This window comes from Pseudomonas sp. MF08831 (assembly GCF_059862645.1).
The window spans coordinates 26,858-47,074 of sequence record NZ_JCBCUX010000007.1 but is presented as its reverse complement, the minus strand read 5'-3'; the positions used below and the strand labels follow the sequence as shown (position 1 = coordinate 47,074).

General features: G+C 59.2%; 14 protein-coding genes. 7 read left to right on the top strand and 7 right to left on the bottom strand.

The genetic code is table 11. The annotated features are described in order from the left end of the window. Nucleotides 1-5 precede the first annotated feature (5 nt). The 7 genes from nusA (at nt 6) to AC19YS_RS16170 (ending at nt 9,115) form a co-directional block, all read left to right on the top strand. Nucleotides 6-1,487, top strand: coding sequence for a transcription termination factor NusA (gene nusA / locus AC19YS_RS16200; RefSeq protein ID WP_008057419.1), 1,482 nt, complete (start codon nt 6-8; stop codon nt 1,485-1,487). A gap of 27 nt (nt 1,488-1,514) precedes the next feature. Continuing rightward, complete coding sequence (infB, locus tag AC19YS_RS16195) at nt 1,515-4,040, top strand: translation initiation factor IF-2 (RefSeq protein WP_106579254.1); 2,526 nt, start codon at nt 1,515-1,517, stop codon at nt 4,038-4,040. Nucleotides 4,041-4,199: 159 nt separating this feature from the next. Next, the gene (gene rbfA / locus AC19YS_RS16190) at nt 4,200-4,595 is read left to right on the top strand and encodes a 30S ribosome-binding factor RbfA (RefSeq protein ID WP_016973761.1); all 396 of its coding nucleotides are present in this window, start codon (nt 4,200-4,202) and stop codon (nt 4,593-4,595) included. Between the two features lie 3 nt (nt 4,596-4,598). Then, on the top strand, nt 4,599-5,516 hold the full coding sequence (gene truB / locus AC19YS_RS16185) for a tRNA pseudouridine(55) synthase TruB (RefSeq protein ID WP_106579253.1): 918 nt from the start codon (nt 4,599-4,601) through the stop codon (nt 5,514-5,516). A gap of 115 nt (nt 5,517-5,631) precedes the next feature. After that, a complete protein-coding gene (gene rpsO / locus AC19YS_RS16180; RefSeq protein ID WP_003176135.1) occupies nt 5,632-5,901 on the top strand; it encodes a 30S ribosomal protein S15 in 270 nt (89 codons plus the stop codon). Between the two features lie 194 nt (nt 5,902-6,095). Then, complete coding sequence (gene pnp, locus AC19YS_RS16175) at nt 6,096-8,201, top strand: polyribonucleotide nucleotidyltransferase (RefSeq protein ID WP_119741048.1); 2,106 nt, start codon at nt 6,096-6,098, stop codon at nt 8,199-8,201. 293 nt (nt 8,202-8,494) lie between these two features. Further along, nucleotides 8,495-9,115, top strand: a complete 621-nt coding sequence (locus tag AC19YS_RS16170; RefSeq protein WP_119741050.1) for a BON domain-containing protein — start codon at nt 8,495-8,497, stop codon at nt 9,113-9,115. Between the two features lie 288 nt (nt 9,116-9,403). Here AC19YS_RS16170 and AC19YS_RS16165 read toward each other — a convergent pair whose 3' ends face one another. From AC19YS_RS16165 to panB, 7 genes are all read right to left on the bottom strand, one after another. Continuing rightward, on the bottom strand, nt 9,404-12,337 hold the full coding sequence (locus AC19YS_RS16165) for a DUF748 domain-containing protein (RefSeq protein ID WP_500602231.1): 2,934 nt from the start codon (nt 12,335-12,337) through the stop codon (nt 9,404-9,406). 87 nt (nt 12,338-12,424) lie between these two features. Continuing rightward, nucleotides 12,425-13,441: a class I SAM-dependent rRNA methyltransferase gene (locus AC19YS_RS16160; protein WP_119741057.1), complete on the bottom strand. Its 1,017-nt coding sequence runs from the start codon at nt 13,439-13,441 to the stop codon at nt 12,425-12,427. 54 nt (nt 13,442-13,495) lie between these two features. Beyond that, entirely contained in the window at nt 13,496-14,365 is an 870-nt protein-coding gene (locus AC19YS_RS16155; protein WP_106579248.1) for an oxygenase MpaB family protein, read from the bottom strand. 16 nt (nt 14,366-14,381) lie between these two features. After that, nucleotides 14,382-16,319: an acetate--CoA ligase gene (gene acs / locus AC19YS_RS16150; protein ID WP_500602230.1), complete on the bottom strand. Its 1,938-nt coding sequence runs from the start codon at nt 16,317-16,319 to the stop codon at nt 14,382-14,384. Nucleotides 16,320-16,424: 105 nt separating this feature from the next. Continuing rightward, entirely contained in the window at nt 16,425-18,089 is a 1,665-nt protein-coding gene (gene pgi / locus AC19YS_RS16145) for a glucose-6-phosphate isomerase (protein WP_200623879.1), read from the bottom strand. Between the two features lie 239 nt (nt 18,090-18,328). After that, entirely contained in the window at nt 18,329-19,180 is an 852-nt protein-coding gene (gene panC / locus AC19YS_RS16140) for a pantoate--beta-alanine ligase (protein ID WP_200623878.1), read from the bottom strand. Then, nucleotides 19,177-19,977 (bottom strand): 3-methyl-2-oxobutanoate hydroxymethyltransferase, encoded by an 801-nt coding sequence (gene panB / locus AC19YS_RS16135; protein ID WP_106579244.1) that lies wholly within the window; start codon nt 19,975-19,977, stop codon nt 19,177-19,179. The genes panC and panB overlap by 4 nt, the downstream gene beginning before the upstream one ends. Nucleotides 19,978-20,217: the final 240 nt, after the last annotated feature.

Genomic DNA, 20,217 nt, shown 5'->3' with positions numbered 1-20,217 from the left:
GTACGATGAGCAAAGAAGTACTGCTGGTTGTTGAGTCGGTATCCAATGAAAAGGGCGTACCGGCAAACGTGATTTTTGAAGCGCTGGAGCTGGCCCTGGCCACTGCTACCAAAAAGCGTTTTGAAGACGAAGTTGATCTGCGTGTGGAAATCAACCGCCACACCGGTGCCTATGAGACTTTCCGTCGCTGGACGGTCGTCGAAGAAGCCGATCTTGATGATCCGGCCATCGAAACCTGGCCGAGCAAGGTTGCTGAAACGCATCCTGGCGCCAAGGTCGGTGATGTCGTCGAAGAAAAGATCGAGTCGATCGAATTCGGCCGTATTGCTGCACAGACCGCCAAGCAGGTCATCGTGCAGAAGGTTCGCGAAGCTGAGCGCGCTCAAGTCGTTGACGCTTATCGCGAGCGCCTGGGTGAAATCATCTCCGGTACCGTGAAAAAAGTAACCCGCGACAACGTGATCGTTGACCTGGGCAACAACGCTGAAGCGTTGCTGGCCCGCGAAGACATCATCTCTCGCGAAACCTTCCGTGTCGGCGTGCGTCTGCGTGCGCTGCTCAAGGAAATCCGCACCGAGAACCGCGGCCCTCAGTTGATCCTGTCGCGTACCGCGCCGGAAATGCTGATCGAGCTGTTCCGTATCGAAGTGCCGGAAATTGCCGAAGGCCTGATCGAAGTAATGGCTGCGTCCCGCGACCCGGGTTCGCGCGCCAAGATCGCGGTCCGCTCCAAGGACAAACGCATCGACCCGCAGGGCGCTTGCATTGGTATGCGCGGTTCGCGCGTCCAGGCAGTGTCGGGCGAGTTGGGCGGTGAGCGTGTAGACATCGTCCTGTGGGACGATAACCCGGCGCAGTTCGTAATTAACGCCATGTCGCCGGCTGAAGTGGCGGCAATTATCGTTGACGAAGATGCCCATGCAATGGACATCGCCGTTGGCGCAGATAATCTGGCTCAGGCCATTGGTCGTGGTGGTCAGAACGTGCGTCTGGCCAGCCAACTGACCGGCTGGACCCTGAACGTGATGACCGAATCGGACATCCAGGCTAAGCAGCAAGCTGAAACCGGTGACATCCTGCGCAACTTCATCGACGAGCTGGAAGTCGACGAAGACCTGGCGCAGGTGCTGGTAGATGAAGGCTTCACCAGCCTGGAAGAGATTGCCTACGTACCGTTGGAAGAAATGCTCAACATCGACGGCTTTGACGAAGACACCGTCAACGAGCTTCGCGCTCGGGCCAAGGATCGTTTGTTGACTAAAGCCATCGCTACTGAGGAAAAGCTGGCAGACGCCCATCCGGCCGAAGACCTGCTCTCGCTTGAGGGTATGGACAAGGATTTGGCGATGGAACTGGCGGTGCGCGGCGTAATTACCCGCGAAGACCTGGCCGAGCAGTCTATTGACGATCTGCTCGACATCGACGGCATTGACGATGATCGTGCCGGCAAGTTGATCATGGCCGCCCGAGCCCATTGGTTCGAGTAACTAGGCGCGGCCTGAGGAGAGAAGTGCATGACGCAAGTCACGGTGAAACAACTGGCCGATGAGGTCAAAACACCGGTAGAGCGCCTGTTGCAGCAGATGCGTGAGGCAGGTCTGCCGCACACCGCCGCCGATGAAGGTGTGAGCGACAGTGAGAAGCAGTCTTTGCTGACTCACTTGAAGAGCAGCCACAAGGCGAAAGTGGAAGAACCGCGCAAGATTACATTGCAGCGCAAAACCACCAGCACCCTGCGTGTTGCTGGTAGCAAGAGCATCAGCGTTGAAGTACGCAAGAAGAAAGTCTTCGTACAGCGCAGCCCGGAAGAAATCGAAGCCGAGCGCAAACGCGAACTGGATGAACGTCGCGCAGTAGAAAATGCTGCTCGTCAGAAGGCTGAAGAAGAAGCCAAGCGTCGCGCCGAAGAAGAAGCGCGCCGCCAGCCTGCTGCTGCGCAACCTGCTGGTACTGACGCGGTCGCCGCTCCTGTAGCGCCTGTTGAAGCTGTGCGTGAGGCTGCTCCTGTTGCCGCTGCACCTGCTCCTGCAGCAGACGCTCGCAAGCGCGACGAGCCTCGTCGTCCGGACAAGCCACGTGCCGACGATAACAATCGTCGCGGTGGTGGTGGCGATGGCGAGCGTAAAAACGCTCCACATCGTGCCTCGGTCAAAGAGAAAGCGCCTGCTCCACGCGTTGCCCCACGTACTACCGACGAAGAAAGCGATGGCTTCCGTCGTGGTGGTCGCGGCAAGGCCAAGCTGAAAAAGCGCAATGCCCACGGTTTCCAGAGCCCAACCGGCCCTGTCGTGCGTGATGTGCAGATCGGCGAGACCATCACGGTTGGCGATCTCGCCAATCAGATGTCGGTCAAGGCTGCTGAAATCATCAAGTTCATGTTCAAACTGGGTACTCCAGCGACCATCAACCAGGTACTGGACCAGGAAACTGCCCAACTGGTTGCTGAAGAGCTGGGCCACAAAGTGACCCTGGTCAGCGACACCGCCCTGGAAGATTCCCTGGCCGAGTCGCTGAAGTTTGAAGGTGAGTCGTTCTCCCGTGCGCCAGTTGTGACCGTAATGGGCCACGTTGACCACGGTAAGACCTCGCTGCTCGACTACATCCGTCGTGCCAAGGTAGCTGCTGGCGAAGCCGGCGGTATCACCCAGCACATCGGTGCATACCACGTTGAAACCGAACGCGGCATGGTCACTTTCCTCGACACCCCTGGTCACGCCGCGTTTACCGCAATGCGTGCCCGTGGTGCCAAGGCGACTGACATCGTGATTCTGGTGGTTGCAGCGGACGACGGCGTGATGCCGCAGACCATTGAAGCTGTCCAGCACGCCAAGGCCGCTGGTGTTCCACTGGTTGTTGCCGTGAACAAAATCGACAAGCCGGGCGCCGATCTCGATCGCATCCGTAGCGAGCTGTCGGTTCACGGCGTGACGTCCGAAGAGTGGGGCGGTGATACGCCGTTCGTTTCGGTCTCGGCAAAAGTCGGTACCGGTGTAGACGAGCTGCTCGAAGCGGTCCTGCTGCAAGCTGAAGTACTCGAACTGAAAGCAACGCCATCGGCCCCGGGTCGCGGTGTTGTGGTTGAATCGCGTCTCGACAAAGGTCGTGGCCCGGTTGCAACCGTTCTGGTTCAAGACGGTACGCTGCGCCAAGGCGACATGGTGCTGGTCGGTTCGAACTACGGCCGTGTACGTGCCATGCTCGACGAGAACGGCAAGCCAATCAAGGAAGCCGGTCCTTCCATCCCTGTCGAGATTCTCGGCCTGGACGGTACCCCGGACGCTGGCGACGAGATGAGCGTAGTAGCCGACGAGAAGAAAGCCCGTGAAGTGGCTCTGTTCCGTCAAGGCAAGTTCCGCGAAGTCAAACTGGCCCGTGCTCACGCCGGCAAGCTGGAAAACATCTTCGAAAACATGGGCCAGGCAGAGAAGAAGACGCTTAACATCGTCCTCAAATCTGACGTCCGTGGTTCCCTCGAAGCGTTGAACGGCGCCTTGAACGGCCTGGGTAACGACGAAGTGCAAGTGCGCGTTGTCGGTGGCGGTGTCGGTGGTATCACCGAGTCCGACGCCAACCTGGCACTGGCTTCCAACGCTGTACTGTTCGGCTTCAACGTGCGTGCCGATGCTGGCGCTCGCAAGATCGTCGAGCAGGAAGGCCTGGACATGCGTTACTACAACGTCATCTACGACATCATCGAAGACGTCAAGAAAGCCCTTACCGGTATGCTTGGCAGCGACGTTCGGGAGAATATCCTGGGTGTTGCCGAGGTGCGTGACGTGTTCCGCTCGCCGAAATTCGGCGCGATCGCCGGTTGCATGGTTATCGAAGGTGTTGTGCACCGTAACCGTCCAATCCGTGTACTGCGTGAAGACATCGTTATCTTCGAAGGCGAGCTGGAATCCCTGCGCCGCTTCAAGGATGACGCTTCCGAAGTGCGTGCCGGCATGGAATGCGGTATCGGCGTCAAGAGCTACAACGACGTCAAAGCTGGCGACAAGATCGAAGTCTACGAGAAGGTTCAGGTTGCTCGCAGCCTCTAACTCGCGCACTTCCGGAGCCACGCGGCGCGTGGGCATGCAGATGCCCCGCGCAGCGTACGGACTCTAAACGCAACGCCCGGTCTGGCTTTTGTCAGGCCGGGCGTTTGCCGCTTTCAGACCCCACGGGTTTCACCGTGTGGCAGTAACAGGTAACAAGACATGGCAAAAGAATACAGCCGTACCCAGCGTATCGGCGATCAGATGCAGCGCGAGCTGGCCCAACTGATCCGTCGCGAAGTCAAAGACCCACGCGTTGGCCTGGTCACCATCACCGCCGTTGAAGTGAGCCGCGACGTAGGTCACGCGAAGATCTTCATCACCGTGATGGGCCAGGACAGCAGCGAAGAAATCGCGCAAAGCATCAAGGTGCTCAACTCGGCTGCAGGTTTCCTGCGCATGCAGTTGGCCCGCGAAATGAAGCTGCGCAGCGTGCCTCAGTTGCACTTCCACTACGACGAAAGCGTCGTGCGTGGTGCGCACCTGTCGGCGCTGATCGAGCGCGCCGTGGCTGAAGACAGCCAGCACCCGTCCACACCTGAAGACGCCAAGGAGTAAGCGGTGGCTCAGGTCAAACGTATCCGTCGCAACGTCAGCGGCATCATTCTGCTCGACAAGCCCATTGGCTTTACCTCCAATGCTGCCTTGCAGAAAGTGCGCTGGCTGCTCAATGCCGAGAAGGCCGGGCACACCGGCAGTCTCGACCCCCTGGCCACCGGCGTGCTGCCGTTGTGCTTTGGTGAAGCGACCAAGTTCTCGCAATACCTGCTCGATTCCGACAAGGGTTACGAAACCCTGATGCAACTGGGCAAGACCACCACCACGGCCGATGCCGAGGGTGATGTTCTGCAGGTTCGTGACGTGACCGTTGGTCGTGCTGATATTGAAGCTGCTTTACCCGGTTTTCGTGGGCAAATCAGTCAGATACCGCCGATGTACTCGGCCCTCAAGCGTGATGGCCAGCCTCTGTACAAGCTGGCACGTGCGGGTGAAGTAGTGGAGCGCGAACCGCGTTCTGTTACTATTGCGCGCTTGGAATTGCTCGCCCATGAAGGCGACACTGCCCGCTTGGCCGTGGACTGCAGCAAAGGCACCTATATCCGTACCCTGGTGGAAGATATTGGTGAAAAGCTCGGTTGCGGCGCGTACGTTGCAGAATTGCGACGCACCCAGGCCGGTCCTTTCAGTCTGGCCCAGACGGTCACGCTGGAAGAGTTGGAAGCAGTACATGCCGAAGGCGGCAATGAAGCAGTTGATCGCTTCCTGATGCCATCGGACAGCGGTTTGCTGGATTGGCCATTGCTGCACTTCTCGGAGCACAGCGCGTTCTACTGGCTCAACGGCCAACCGGTACGTGCCCCGGATGCTCCGAAGTTCGGTATGGTGCGGGTACAGGATCATAACGGTCGCTTCATCGGTATCGGTGAAGTGAGCGAAGACGGGCGCATCGCGCCGCGTCGACTGATTCGGTCAGAATGACCGAACGAGTGTGGCTGTTAACAGGCACGGTCAACACTCATTTTTAGATACAGGGATTTGTCCCTGGCCTGTTGAGATCACCCTTTGGGTGGTTTCCTGAAAAAAGGATTGCCTCATGGCTCTCGACGTTCAAGAAAAAGCACAAATCGTAGCTGACTATCAGCAAGCTGTTGGTGACACTGGTTCGCCAGAAGTGCAAGTTGCACTGCTGACTCACAACATCAACAAGCTGCAAGGTCACTTCAAGGCCAACGGTAAAGATCACCACTCCCGTCGTGGTCTGATCCGCATGGTAAACCAGCGCCGTAAGCTGCTGGACTACCTGAAAGGCAAGGATCTGGGTCGTTATCAGGCTCTGATCGGTCGCCTGGGTCTGCGTCGCTAATCAGCGATTGCGCTAGAGGTTGGTTGTCTGCCGTGTGTCAGTGGGATTCCCGCTGGCCCATGGCAGGCTCCCAGCCTCAAGTTTTATCTGGATACACGTTTTACCCTGGACGAGCGTCGGGCCGATTCCCGGCATTGCCCAAGAATTTCGCAAGAAGACAAGTTCCCCAAGAGCCACAAAGAAGGTAGGACACCGTGAACCCGGTTATCAAAAAATTCCAGTTCGGTCAGTCGACCGTTACCCTCGAGACAGGCCGTATCGCCCGTCAAGCCTCCGGCGCAGTGCTGGTCACCGTTGACGACGACGTTACCGTATTGGTGACCGTTGTTGGCGCCAAGACCGCTGACCCAAGCAAAGGCTTCTTCCCTCTTTCTGTTCACTACCAGGAAAAGACTTACGCTGCCGGTAAGATCCCTGGCGGTTTCTTCAAGCGCGAAGGCCGTCCTTCCGAAAAAGAAACCCTGACTTCCCGACTGATCGACCGTCCGATCCGTCCGCTGTTCCCAGAAGGCTTCATGAACGAAGTGCAGGTTGTCTGCACCGTCGTTTCCACCAGCAAGAAGACCGATCCGGACATCGCTGCGATGATCGGTACTTCGGCTGCCCTGGCCATCTCCGGTATTCCTTTTGATGGTCCGATCGGCGCAGCTCGCGTTGCTTTCCATGAAAGCACTGGCTACCTGCTGAACCCGACTTACGAACAACAGAAAGCGTCGAGCCTGGACATGGTCGTTGCCGGTACGTCGGAAGCCGTGTTGATGGTTGAATCGGAAGCCAAAGAGCTGACCGAAGACCAGATGCTGGGCGCGGTACTGTTTGCTCACGACGAGTTCCAGGTTGTGATCAACGCTGTTAAAGAACTGGCCGCCGAAGCTGCCAAGCCGACTTGGACCTGGGCTCCACAAGCCGAAGCGACTGAACTGCTGGGTGCTATCCGCTCCGAGTTCGGCGCTGCGATCTCCGACGCCTACACCATCACCGTCAAGGCCGACCGCTACGCTCGCCTGGGCGAGCTGAAGGAACAGGTTGTGGCCAAACTGTCCGGCGAAGAAGGCCAGCCTTCTTCCAGCGACGTCAAAGCTGCCTTCGGTGAAATCGAATACCGCACCGTTCGCGAAAACATCGTTAACGGCAAGCCGCGTATCGATGGTCGCGACACGCGCACCGTACGTCCGCTGAACATCGAAGTCGGCGTTCTGCCGAAGACCCATGGTTCGGCCTTGTTCACCCGTGGTGAAACTCAGGCTCTGGTAGTTGCAACGCTGGGTACTGCCCGTGACGCACAGCTGCTGGACACCCTGGAAGGCGAGAAAAAAGACCCGTTCATGCTGCACTACAACTTCCCTCCGTTCTCGGTAGGTGAGTGTGGTCGCATGGGTGGTGCTGGTCGTCGCGAAATCGGTCACGGCCGTCTGGCCCGTCGTTCGATTGCAGCCATGCTGCCTGCTGCCGACGTGTTCCCGTACACCATCCGTGTGGTGTCGGAAATCACCGAGTCCAACGGTTCCAGCTCCATGGCTTCGGTCTGCGGTGCTTCCCTGGCGCTGATGGACGCTGGTGTGCCGATGAAGGCACCGGTTGCCGGTATCGCCATGGGCCTGGTTAAAGAAGGCGAGAAGTTCGCCATCCTGACCGACATCCTGGGCGACGAAGACCACCTGGGCGACATGGACTTCAAAGTAGCCGGTACCGCTAAAGGTGTTACCGCGCTGCAGATGGACATCAAGATCAAGGGCATCACCGAAGAGATCATGGAAATCGCTCTGGGCCAAGCCCTGGAAGCGCGCCTGAACATCCTCGGCCAGATGAACCAGATCATTGGTCAGTCGCGCACTGAGCTGTCGGAAAATGCTCCGACCATGATCGCGATGAAAATCGACACCGACAAAATCCGTGATGTTATCGGTAAAGGCGGCGCGACCATTCGTGCGATCTGTGAAGAGACCAAGGCTTCGATCGACATCGAAGACGACGGCTCGATCAAGATCTTCGGCGAAACCAAAGAAGCTGCAGAAGCTGCACGTCAGCGCGTTCTGGGTATCACCGCAGAAGCCGAGATCGGCAAGATCTACGTCGGTAAAGTTGAACGCATCGTCGACTTCGGCGCATTCGTCAACATCCTGCCGGGCAAAGACGGTCTGGTTCACATCTCCATGCTGAGCGACGCTCGTGTTGAGAAAGTGACCGACATTCTCAAAGAAGGTCAGGAAGTGGAAGTGCTGGTACTGGACGTGGACAACCGCGGCCGTATCAAGCTGTCCATCAAGGACGTAGCAGCAGCCAAGGCTTCGGGCGTTTAATTACCCCGGCCTCACGCTGAAAAAAGGACTCTTCGGAGTCCTTTTTTTATGCGCGTGGGAAAATGCCGATAAATCAGATGCTTAGTAAATCCCAAAAGCCGCAACTTGCATGCAAGAACGGTCTTCTTCATGCAAGTTGCACGATTCCGAAAATTGGCGCTTTTTATAAGTCATTGTTTTATAAGGATTTAATTCGAAAGCGCGACTTGGCACACTGCCTGCAATAACCCTGTTAACGCTGCAGCATCAAGGTTTACCCACTGCAGACTTTCAATAAAACAGGAGTTACTCGTATGAAGAAGTTCGCTCTCGCTACTGCTACCGCTCTGACCCTGGCCATGGGTGCTAACGTGGCCTTTGCTCAGACTTCCCAAGCTCCAATGACCATGGCCGCTGGCGAAGTGACCAAAGCCAAAGAATCCACTTCGGATACTTGGATCACCACCAAAGTCAAAGCTGACCTGCTGACCGAGAAAGGCATTCCTGGTTCGGACATCAAGGTTGAAACCAACAAAGGTGTGGTTTCCCTGTCGTCGACCGTAGCGATCTCTGATTCGCAGAAAGCCACTGCAGTAGCAATCACCAAGCGCATCAAAGGTGTGACCGCTGTATCTGCTGACGGCCTGCTGGCAGGCGGCGCAACTAAAGCCGACAACGTCGACAAAACCAAAGGCGCAGCAGCTGACGCCAAGGGCGCCACTTCCGATACCTGGATCACCACCAAAGTAAAAGCTGACCTGGTAACCGAGAAAGGCATTCCTGGCACCGACATCAAAGTCGAAACCAACAAAGGCGTAGTGTCTCTGTCCTCTTCGGTCGCAGTGACTGAAGCACAGAAAACCACCGCGGTGAATATCGCCAAGAAAATCAAAGGCGTTAAAGCTGTATCGGCCGATGGCCTGAAAGCAGAGTAACGCTCCACTGTTCGTCTGAACTGAATGGCGGCGGCTTAGGGTGAGTTAGATATCCACCCAAGGCACCTCTGGAGTTCATGCGACCGACCACACGGATGTAGTCATTACAGGCCCCGGCACTTGTGTCGGGGCCTGTTCTATTCTGGGCAGGAAAAAGCCCAAGTCGATTACACACAAATGTGGGAGCTGGCTTGCCCGCGATAGCATCACCTCGACTCAACTGAATGATCCAGGTGTGTGCATCGCAGGCCAGCCAGCTCCCACGTTTGGATGGGTGTCGCTCAGGTGTTACTCAGCATCCAGATGCATTGGGGTTACCACCCGGCCATCCTTTTCCGCCTGTCCCAGGTTGGCATCAATGAAGTACACCCGGTCATCTTCCAGCTGGCCCTTGTCCACCAGGTAGTCCTTGATGGCACTGGCTCGGTCTTGCCCCAGTTGACGCAGCAGTACATCACTGGCGCCCCAGAACTTGATCAGCCCGTCACGCAGCTTCGCGGTGCGTTCATCGCTGCTCAAGTCTTTCCACTCGGCCGGCGGTTGCTGTTTCAGGCGGGTGCGGTAGATGCCTTCCAGCAATGGCGCTTTTTCCTTCTCGGGTACGACCAGCAGCGAAGCCTGGGCCGGAACCTTATCGCCACGGCGCTGCAGTATCTTGTAGTAGTTGTACTGATATTCACGTTCCAGTCGCTCGGCAGCGAGCAAGGGGCCGTCACTGCTGGCAGCCGCCGTGCCTTCGATTTCAAGGCGCAGGGTAGGGCGCTCTTTGAGTGCCTTGGCCAGGGTGTCCAGCGCGCCTTGAGCGTCTTTGTTCAACTCGCTGGAGCCTGGGGCGAACGACACATTGCCCAAGTCTTCCGAGCCTCCGCCCGTCACCAGCCCACCGATGAACTTGAACGGCGCCGTCGCCGCGCGCACCACCAGGTTACGCAGGGTTTGCCAGACGATCGGCATCACACTGAATTGCGGGTTGTTCAGGTCGCCGGTGACCGGCAGTTCGATGGAGATCTTGCCGTCGGAGTCCTTGAGCAGGGCAATGGCCAGGCGAATCGGCAAATCCACGGCGTCGGCGCTGTCGACTTTCTCACCCAGTTGCAGTTGCTCAACCACCACTTTGTTTTCAGCCTTCAATTGGCCTTTGGTGATCACATAATGCAGGTCCAGGTTAAGCCTGCCCTTGCGGATGCGGAAACCGGCGAACTTGCCGGAGTACGGCGTCAACGTGGTCAACTCGACGCGTTTGAAGTTGGTGGCGATATCCAGCGCCGCCATCGGATCAAACGGGTTCACGCTGCCTTTGATGGTCACTGGCGCATAGCGATCCACCTTGCCCTTGATGTCGACGCTGGCCGGTTTGGCTTGGCGACTGTCAATGGTGCCGATCTGCCCGTTGAGCTGTTGAATGGCCGTGGCAAAGTTGGGCGTGAGGCTGAAGTCGGCAAAGTTGGCCGAGCCGTCATTGATCGCGATCTGCCCTATATGGATGCCCAGCGGCTTATCTTTGCTGGCCACTGGCTTGGCTGCCGATTTAGCGCCACTGTCGGCCGGCTGCGGGATCAACAGGTCATCGATGTTGGTGGTGCGGTCATCATTGATCATGAAGCGCGCGTACGGTTGCAGCAGGTTGACCTTGTCGATCGACAGGCTGTCGCCGTGTTGATAATTGACACCTTCGAGCACCAGGCGCTGCCATTTGAGGAAGTCGCGGGTCTTGAGCGTGTCCAGGGTGTGCAATTGGTCGACCTGGGCGCGGCCGGTGACCTGAAGCGCCAAGGGCTCGGTGCTCTTGAGGTTTACATCCAGGTTGCTGCCCAACATACCGCTGCGCAGTTCCAGCCGAATGAACGGGCTGATATAGGACTGAGCAACCCGCAGGTCGATGTCCTGGGTATTCACTTTGAGTTTGGCGCTGACCGGGTTGAGATTGACCTCGCCGGTTGCCTGAATCTTGCCTTGTTTACCCAGGCCGGAGTCGACCTTCAAGGTAAACGGGCTTTGGTTCAGGCTGTCGAAGTTCTGCACATCGACGTTCAAGGGCCCCAGTTCCAGCGCTACCGCAGGTTTGGCCTGACGGTCGGCCAGGTGCACCTGATAGTTACGCAGCTGCACATCCTTGAGCAGTACCTGCCAGGGCTTGCTAGGTGCGGCCGGTTCAGCCTTTGGCGAGTCGGCCGTCGCCGGCGCGGTGGCGGGCTCGGGCGCCTTGGCCGGTTTGCTCGGTTGGCTGGCGAACAGTTTTTGCCAGTCCAATTGCCCATCGGCTTCGCGGGCGGCCCAGGTTTCCAGCTTGTTGCTGCGAATCTTGCCGACCACCACGTGCTGCTTGGCCAGGTCCACCGTGGTGTCACTGACGTCCAAGCGTTCCAGGCGTACCAATGGGCGGCCATCGGGCGCCTTGATAGCAAACGGCGCAATGCTGGCGGCCGTGTTGGTCAGGTTCAGTTCGGTTTCTTTGGCGAGGCTGAATGTGTAGTGGGTGCTGAAATTCAGCACACCGTCCTCCAGCACAAGCGGCACGGCGTCACGGACATACGGCCACCAGGCTTTCATCTTGCCGTCGGTGACTTTCAGCGTGCCCTCGGACGTGATCGGTACCAGGCTGAAGTTGCCTTTCCAGTCGATCTGCCCACCCTCGGGGCCGGCGGCCACCAGCGTCATGTCGGCGTTGTCTTCCGGCAAGGTGCTGAGGTTTTTCAGTTCAAAGTCGAGTTTGTCGTAAAGGAATTCGATCGGTTCGCTGGGACGCAGGTCTTGAAAATGCACATAGCCGCCCGCCAGCTTGATGCTGTCTATGCGCAGCGGGAATGGCTTGGCGTTCGGGTCGGCCGGGGTCGGTTCGCTCGGCGGCAGCTTGAACAACTGCGCCAGGTTCAGCTGGCCGGATTTGTTGAACAGCAGCTCAGTCTTGGGTTGGTCGAGTTGCACATCGGCCAGGTGCAGGGCACGAGTCCAGAGGCTGTCGATCTGCAGGTTGGCGTAGAGACGCTCGAAACCTACTTGCTCCTTGCCCGGTTCGCCGATTTTCAAGCCCCAGGCTGTCACTTCCAGGCTGAACGGATTGAGTTCGATACGCTCGATGCGTGCCGGCACCGTGGCGTAATGGGCCAGCTGTTGATTGGCAATACGAAGGGCGATGCCCGGCAGAATCAGAAAACCCAGCAAGCTGTACAGAGCCAGGGCGGTCAACAAGGCGCCAGCGGCGCGGATCAATCCTTTGGGCATGAGTGACGCCATCTATGTCGAACAGGAGTGCCTTGGAGTATGGCACGGGATTTCGGTTCCGAAGCACCGGGCCTCTTGGGAAAAGTACTACAGCTGCAGGATGAGGGTTTTCAACGGTGGCTGCTGGTCCTGGGAAGGGAAGTCGGCGCCCGGCGTCATGATTTGCCAATCGCGTACCGGGCGACCGGCTTTCTCAGCGCAGCGCAGCACCTGTTCGCGCCAGTCATCCATGCTGACTTTCGCCAAGTTGTTGCAGCAGATCAGCACGCCATTGTCGGCCGTCGCGAGCAGCGCAGGCTTGAGCAGGCTCTGGTAGTCACGCAACAGGTCAACGGTGCCGAAGGCGCTCTTGGCCCATGCCGGTGGGTCGAGCAATACCAGGTCATATTGGCGCTGCTCGAGGCGTGGATAGCTCGGCAGTTTCTGCCCGCGACGTTGAGTGATCGGCAAGCCCGCCAGTTGGCGAATCGCCGGGAAGTAGTCGGACTGCACGAATTCCATGGTTGGCAATTGTGGGTTGAGCAGACCGTTTTCGCGACCGACCGCCAGGTTGCCCTCGGCGAAGTCCAGGTTGCACACCTCACGCGCACCACCAGCCGCCGCGCTCAGGCCGACGCCGCAGGTGTAGGCGAACAGGTTGAGCACGCTCTTGCCGGCGCTGTGCGCCTTGACCCAGCCGCGGGTGTTGCGCAGGTCCAGGAACAGCAGCGGGTCTTGCCCGGCGTGGCGCCCACGCACGCGATAATTGAGGCCCCATTCGTGGCCAACCAGGTCCACCAGCGCGGCAGGCTCGGCGCGGTACACCGTGTCTTCACGGTCGATGCGCGAGTTGCCACGGGAGCGGTCGTTGTAGACCAGCAGCAATTCCAAGCCCATGAACTGGTTGATCAGTTGGTGCAGGTCCAAGAGGTCAGCTGTTTCCAGGGATTGATGGAAACTCTGCACCAGCAACTGTGGGCCGTAACGGTCGATAGTCAGGCCGCCGGCGCCTTCCTGGCTGCCATGAAACAAGCGGTAGCAGTCAGTGCCTTGGGCGTGCAACTCGTTGATCAGGTCTTGGCGATAATCGAGGGCGGCGCGCAGCGCCTGATTCAAGGGAGTCATGGAGCGCGCCTTGCTGTAAATGGGGCGCGGAGTTTAACAGCTATAGGCGCCGGCCTACATCAACCCCATCCGCCGATGGGCACGCTGCACCGAGCCATTGCGCATCGCCCAGCGCAGCAACGGCGCACTGCGCTTGACCCCGGCGCGGACCATTTGCCGTTGCAGCGGGCTTTGGTGTTGCCCGAGCAGGCTGCTTGCCCAGTCCGGCAGCAAGTCGATCCCCGCCTGCATCATCAGCGCGCCAAAAGGTTTGGCCAGCGTGCTGGGGGACGGTGCATTGAGCAGCAGACGCAACACTTCGCGGCTGCGCTCGTCGCACAGCAGTTGCGGACGAATGCGTGCCAGGTAATCCGAAATTTCCTGCCGTGAACGCGGAACATGCCGCGCGCCCAAGCGTTCGGCCACCAACGCAATTTCACTGTAGTAGCGGTCCTGATCCCGACCCGAAAGGCGCGGGTTGCAGTAACGCAGGTGGGCCGCGAGGAAGTTGCTGACCTCCGCCACATGCACCCACGTCAGCAGCGCCGGATCACTGGCCGCGTAAGGTCGCCCGTCCGGGGCATGCCCCGTCACTTGCAGGTGAATGGTGCGCACTTTTTCGATCAGCCATTCGGCGTCTTTGCGCGAGCCGAACGTGGTGCCGGAAATAAACTGCGAGGTGCGCCGTAAGCGCCCGAGCATGTCCTGGCGAAAATTCGAGTGGTCCCACACACCCGCCAGTGCCAGCGGGTGCAAGGCTTGCAGCATCAAGGCGCTGATGCCACCAATCAACATGCTGCTGAAATCGCCATGGACTTGCCAACTGACCGAGTCCGGCCCGAACAGGCCTGGATCGCCCTTGGGGTTTTCCAGGTCCAGTTGGCCCAGCGACAGGCCGGTGAGGCTCATCAACTGGGTTTCGATACGGTTGCGGATAAATTCCATGGCGACTCGAGGGTTCCTAGCGGTTCAGGCGTTTGTCGATCAGGCCATCCACGACGCTGGGGTCGGCCAGTGTCGAGGTGTCACCCAGGCTGTCCAGTTCATTGCAGGCGATTTTGCGCAGAATCCGCCGCATGATCTTGCCGGATCGGGTTTTCGGCAAGGCCGGCGCCCATTGGATCAGTTCCGGCTTGGCAAAGCTGCCGATTTCCTTGCTGACCAGCTCAAGCAGGTTTTTCTTCAACGCATCGCTGGGTTCAACCCCATTCATTGGGGTAACGAAGGCATAAATTCCCTGGCCTTTGACGTCGTGGGGATAGCCCACCACGGCGGCTTCGGCCACTTGGTCATGCAACACCAGCGCGCTTTCCACCTCGGCAGTGCCGATGCGATGGCCAGACACGTTGATCACATCGTCGATGCGCCCGGTGATCCAGTAGTCGCCGTCCTCATCGCGGCGTGCGCCGTCCCCCGTGAAGTAGTAGCCAGGGTAGGGTTTGAAATAGGTGTCGATCATGCGCTGCGGGTCGCCGTAGACGCTGCGAATCTGCCCCGGCCAGCTGGCCTTGATTGCCAGCACGCCACTGCCGGCGCCGCTGATTGGCTTGCCTTGCTCATCCAGCAGCACCGGCTGCACGCCAAACATCGGCTGGGTTGCGCAGCCGGGCTTGATCCGCTGGGCGCTGACCAGGGGGCTGAGCATGATGCCGCCGGTTTCGGTCTGCCACCACGTGTCGACAATCGGGCAGCGTTGTTCACCGACGGCGTTGAAGTACCAGTCCCAGGCTTCGGGGTTGATCGGCTCGCCGACACTGCCCAGCAGGCGCAGGCTGGCGCGGGAGGTATTCTCCAGTGGCCCGTGACCCTCACGCATCAGGGCGCGCAGGGCGGTGGGCGCGGTGTAGAAGATGTTCACCTGATGTTTGTCGATCACCTGCCAGAAGCGCGAGCTGTCCGGGTAGCTCGGCACGCCCTCGAACATCAGCGAGGTAGCGCCATTGGCCAGCGGGCCGTACACGATGTAGCTGTGGCCGGTCACCCAACCGACGTCGGCGGTGCACCAGAACACTTCGCCATCGCGGTAATCGAGCACGTACTTGAAGGTCATCGCCGCTTGCAACAGGTAGCCGCCGGTGGTGTGCAGCACGCCTTTGGGTTTGCCGGTGCTGCCGGAGGTGTAGAGGATGAACAGCGGGTCTTCGGCGTCCATGGGCTCGGGCGGGCAGTCGTCGCTGGCGGCATCCAGAGCTTGCTGGTACTCGAGATCGCGGCCTTCGTGCCAGGCAAGGTCAGCGCCGGTGCGCTCCACCACCAGCACGGTGCTGACGTTCGGGCAACTGGCCAGGGCCTGGTCGACGTTCTTTTTCAGCGCCACCGGCTTACCGCCACGCACGCCTTCATCGGCGGTAATTACGGTGCGGCAGTCGGCGTCGAGAATACGGTCACGCAGGGCGTCCGGTGAGAACCCGCCAAAAACCACCGAGTGCACCGCGCCAATGCGTGTGCAGGCCAGCATTGCGTAGGCGGCTTCCGGGATCATCGGCATGTAGATGCACACGCGGTCGCCTTTTTTCACGCCACGGTTTTTCAACACATTGGCCAGGCGGCTGACGTTTTGATGGAGCTGGCGGTAGGTGATTTTTGCAGACCGTGTCGGATCATCGCCTTCCCAGATGAAGGCAGTCTGGTCGGCGCGTCGCGCCAGGTGACGGTCGATGCAGTTGTAGCTGACGTTCAGTTGGCCGCCGGCAAACCATTGGGCGGCGCCGGTGTGAATGTCTGAATGCTGGACGGTGTGCCAGGGTGTGATCCAGTCGAGAAAGCTTTTGGCCTGTTCTGCCCAAAAGGTGTCGGGTTGCTCGATGGATTGGCGATAAAGGCGCTGGTAGTCGGCTTGACTGAGCTGCGCGGCCTGGCGGACGGCATCGGCGTTGGGGAATGTGCTGATATCGAACATGAGCGGTCCTTATTCTTGTTTTGGCGACAAGTCATAAAGATGCACGCAGTGGGGGGAGGGTACAAGGCCAACGTCCAAACGGACGTTGGCCTTGGTGTACCGGCTTCAGCCGCGGTGACGACCGCGGAAGTAGTTGATCAGGCCCTGGGTCGAAGCATCCTCGGCCGAGGTTTCTTCGGCACCGGTCAGGCGGTTATACACGCCTTTGCCCAGCTCTTTGCCCAATTCCACGCCCCATTGGTCGAAGGCGTTGATACCCCAGACCACGCTTTGCACAAACACCTTGTGTTCATACATAGCCACCAGTGCGCCCAGGCGACGCGGGCTGATGCGTTCAACCACGATGGTGTTGCTCGGACGGTTGCCCGGGATCACCTTGTGCGGGGCCAGCTTCTGGACTTCGGCTTCGGGAAGGCCTTTCTCACGCAACTCGGCTTCGGCTTCGCTGCGGGTTTTGCCGAGCATCAGTGCCTGGCTTTGGGACAGGCAGTTGGCGAACAACCACTGATGGTGGTCGGACACCGGGTTGAAGCTGACAATCGGCACAATGAAGTCGGCCGGAATCAGTTGGGTCCCTTGGTGCAACAACTGGTGGTAGGCGTGCTGGCCGTTGCACCCTACGCCGCCCCAGATGACCGGGCCGGTATCGGTGGACACTGGCGTACCGTCCTGGCGCACACTCTTGCCGTTGGATTCCATGTCCAACTGTTGCAAGTGTTTGGTGATGTTGCGCAGGTAGTGGTCGTACGGCAGGATCGCGTGGCTCTGCGCACCCCAGAAGTTGCCGTACCACACGCCCAGCAGACCCAGCAGCACGGGCATGTTGGCTTCGAATGGGGCGTTCTGGAAATGCTGGTCCATGGTGTAGGCACCGGACAGCAGTTCCTTGAAGTTGGACATGCCGATCGCCAGGGCGATGGGCAAGCCGATGGCCGACCACAGCGAGTAACGCCCGCCGACCCAGTCCCACATCGGGAAGATGTTTTCTTCGCGGATACCGAAGGCCACGGCCGCTGCGTTGTTGCTTGAGACGGCGATGAAGTGGCGATACAACTCGGCTTCCGAGCCACCCTGGGCCAGGTACCAGGCGCGGGCGGCCTGGGCGTTTTTCAGGGTTTCCAGGGTGTTGAAGGATTTTGACGAGACGATAAACAGCGTGGTCTCGGCGCGCAGCTTCTGGGTCAGCTCGTGGAACTCGCTGCCGTCAATGTTCGCCAGGTAGTGGCAGCGCACGCCTTTGTGGGCGTAGGACAACAGCGCTTCGGAGACCAGCTCCGGGCCGAGGAACGAGCCGCCGATGCCAATGTTCACCACGTCGGTGATCGGCTTCTCGGTGTAACCGCGCCACAGGCCATCGTGGATGCGGCCGACCAGGTCAGTGATCTGGTTCAGCACCTTGTGCACGTCCGGCATGATGTTCACGCCGTTGACCGACAACTTGTCGCCAACCGGGCGACGCAGTGCGGTGTGCAGGGCCGGACGGCCTTCGGAGGAGTTGACCGGCTCGCCAGCGTAGAGCGCGTTGATCGCGTCTTTAAGGCCGAGTTCATTGGCCAGCTCGACGAGCAAGGCGCGCGTTTGGGCAGTGATGAGGTTTTTCGAGTAATCGAGGAAAAGCCCGCAGCTGCTCAAGGTGAATTGGGAGAAGCGCTGGGGATCGGCATTGAATGCGTCGCGCATGCTGAAATCCTGCATGGCTTGGCGATGTTTATCGAGCGCTTGCCAAGCGGGCAGAGCGGTAACGTCATGAGGAGTGCGGTAATACGCCATCGCTGCGGGTTTCCTTTTTATTACGGGGACTTGCCTTTAGGACACTTCTAAATCCGGAACGTCCAGTCTTTCATCAGGCGTTGGGTTCCGGTCAGCGCCAACAATGGCACAGGGCGTTTACATTAAACCTAGCGTGTCGATATGTCTTGGCTTTGTCTGCGTTGTAGCCGGTACTTTTTTATACCGGCACAGCGGGGAGGGCAACAGGCGCGCTTGTTTTCAAGGGAGAAAATGCAGGGTCAGGCCAGGGTCAGGTGCAGGTTGTCGATCAGGCGTGTGGCGCCCAAATACGCAGCCACCAGGATCACTACATCGCGATCCTCAGGCGTGGCGGGACGCAGGTGTACACCCTGGCGCACTTCCAAGTAGTCGATGCGCAATCCGGCCGCTTCGATCTGCTGGATCTGCTCGGCACGCAGTTTGGCAAAATCGTGGTCGCCTCCCTTGATGGCGGCGGCAATCTGGCTGAGGCTGCGGTACAGCACCGGCGCGATGGCGCGTTGTTCTTCGCTGAGGTAGCCGTTGCGCGAGGACAGCGCGAGGCCGTCAGCGGCACGCACAGTGGGCTCGCCGATGATCTGGATCGGCATGTTCAGGTCATGCACCATGGCGCGAATCACTGCCAGTTGCTGATAGTCCTTCTGGCCAAACACGGCCATATCCGGCTGGACCATGTTGAACAGCTTGCTGACCACCGTCGCTACCCCTTCGAAGTGCCCGGGGCGGCTGGCGCCGCAGAGGCCTTCGGACAGTTGCGGGACGCTGACGCGGGTCTGGCCGGTCATGCCGCCGGGGTACATTTCTTCGACGGATGGTGCGAACAGCAGGTTGCAACCGGCTTGCAGCAGTTTTTCCTGATCGGCGGCCAAGGTGCGAGGGTATTTGTCCAGGTCCTCGCCGGCACCGAACTGCAACGGGTTGACGAAGATACTCGCCACCACGAAATCCGATTGCTGGGCGGCCTTGGTCACCAGGGTGGCGTGGCCGCTGTGCAGATTGCCCATGGTGGGCACAAAGCCAATGCGCTTGCCGGCGCTGCGCGCGTGGGCGACTGCAGCGCGCAGTTCTCGTACGGTTTTAACGGTGTTCATGCAGAGAATCCGTGTTCGGCGCCTGGGAAAGTAACGGCTTTGACTTCGTCGACGTAAGCGCTCAACGCGGCCTGGATGCTGTCTTTACCTGCCATGAAGTTTTTCACGAACTTGGGGGCTCGCCCGGTCAGCGACAGGCCGAGCATGTCATGCAAGACCAGAACCTGGCCGTCGGTGGCAGAGCCCGCGCCGATGCCGATTACCGGCACTTTGACCGCCTGGGTGATCTCTGCCGCCAATTCGCTCGGCACGCATTCCAGCAGGATCATCGCGGCACCGGCTTGTTCCAGGGCAATGGCATCGGCGCGCATCTGACGCGCCTGGGCTTCATTGCGGCCTTGTACCTTGTAGCCGCCGAGGATGTTCACCGACTGTGGCGTCAGGCCCATGTGCACGCATACCGGCACACCGCGCTCGGCCAGCAGTCGGATCGACTCGGCGAGCCATACGGCGCCTTCGACCTTGATCATGTGCGCGCCGGCCTGCATCAGTTTGCCGGCGTTCTGAAAGGTCTGTTCCAGCGTGGCGTAACCCATGAACGGCAGGTCGGCGATGATGAAGGCACCCTCATTGCCGCGCTTGACGCTGGCAGTGTGGTAGGCGAGTTCATCGGTGGTGACGGGCAGGGTGCTGTCATTCCCTTGAAGAACCATGCCCAGCGAGTCGCCGATCAACAGCACTTCAACACCGGCCTGGCAACTGGCGTGGGCGAAGGTGGCGTCGTAGCACGTCAGCATGGTGATTTTTTCACCTTTGAGCTTGAGGCTCTGCAAGGTGGTCAGGGTAATGTCTGGCATGAAAAGGGTCCTCGTTCAGGCGCTTGGAAACAGCGAGTAACGCGCGTGAGTCTTCGTTTATACAGGCGCACTGTCTTGAGAGCAGTGCTTATAAGGCCTGGATTGCGCCCTTCAGCGCCGCGTTGGCGGCAGCGGGACGCCTATAGTCGTGATGAGGACTCGGGAAGTCAATTGGATGTGTTACCGCATTGTTACGATGGCGGTGTTACCGCTGTTACTGACGCGTTTCAGCACGTTGAA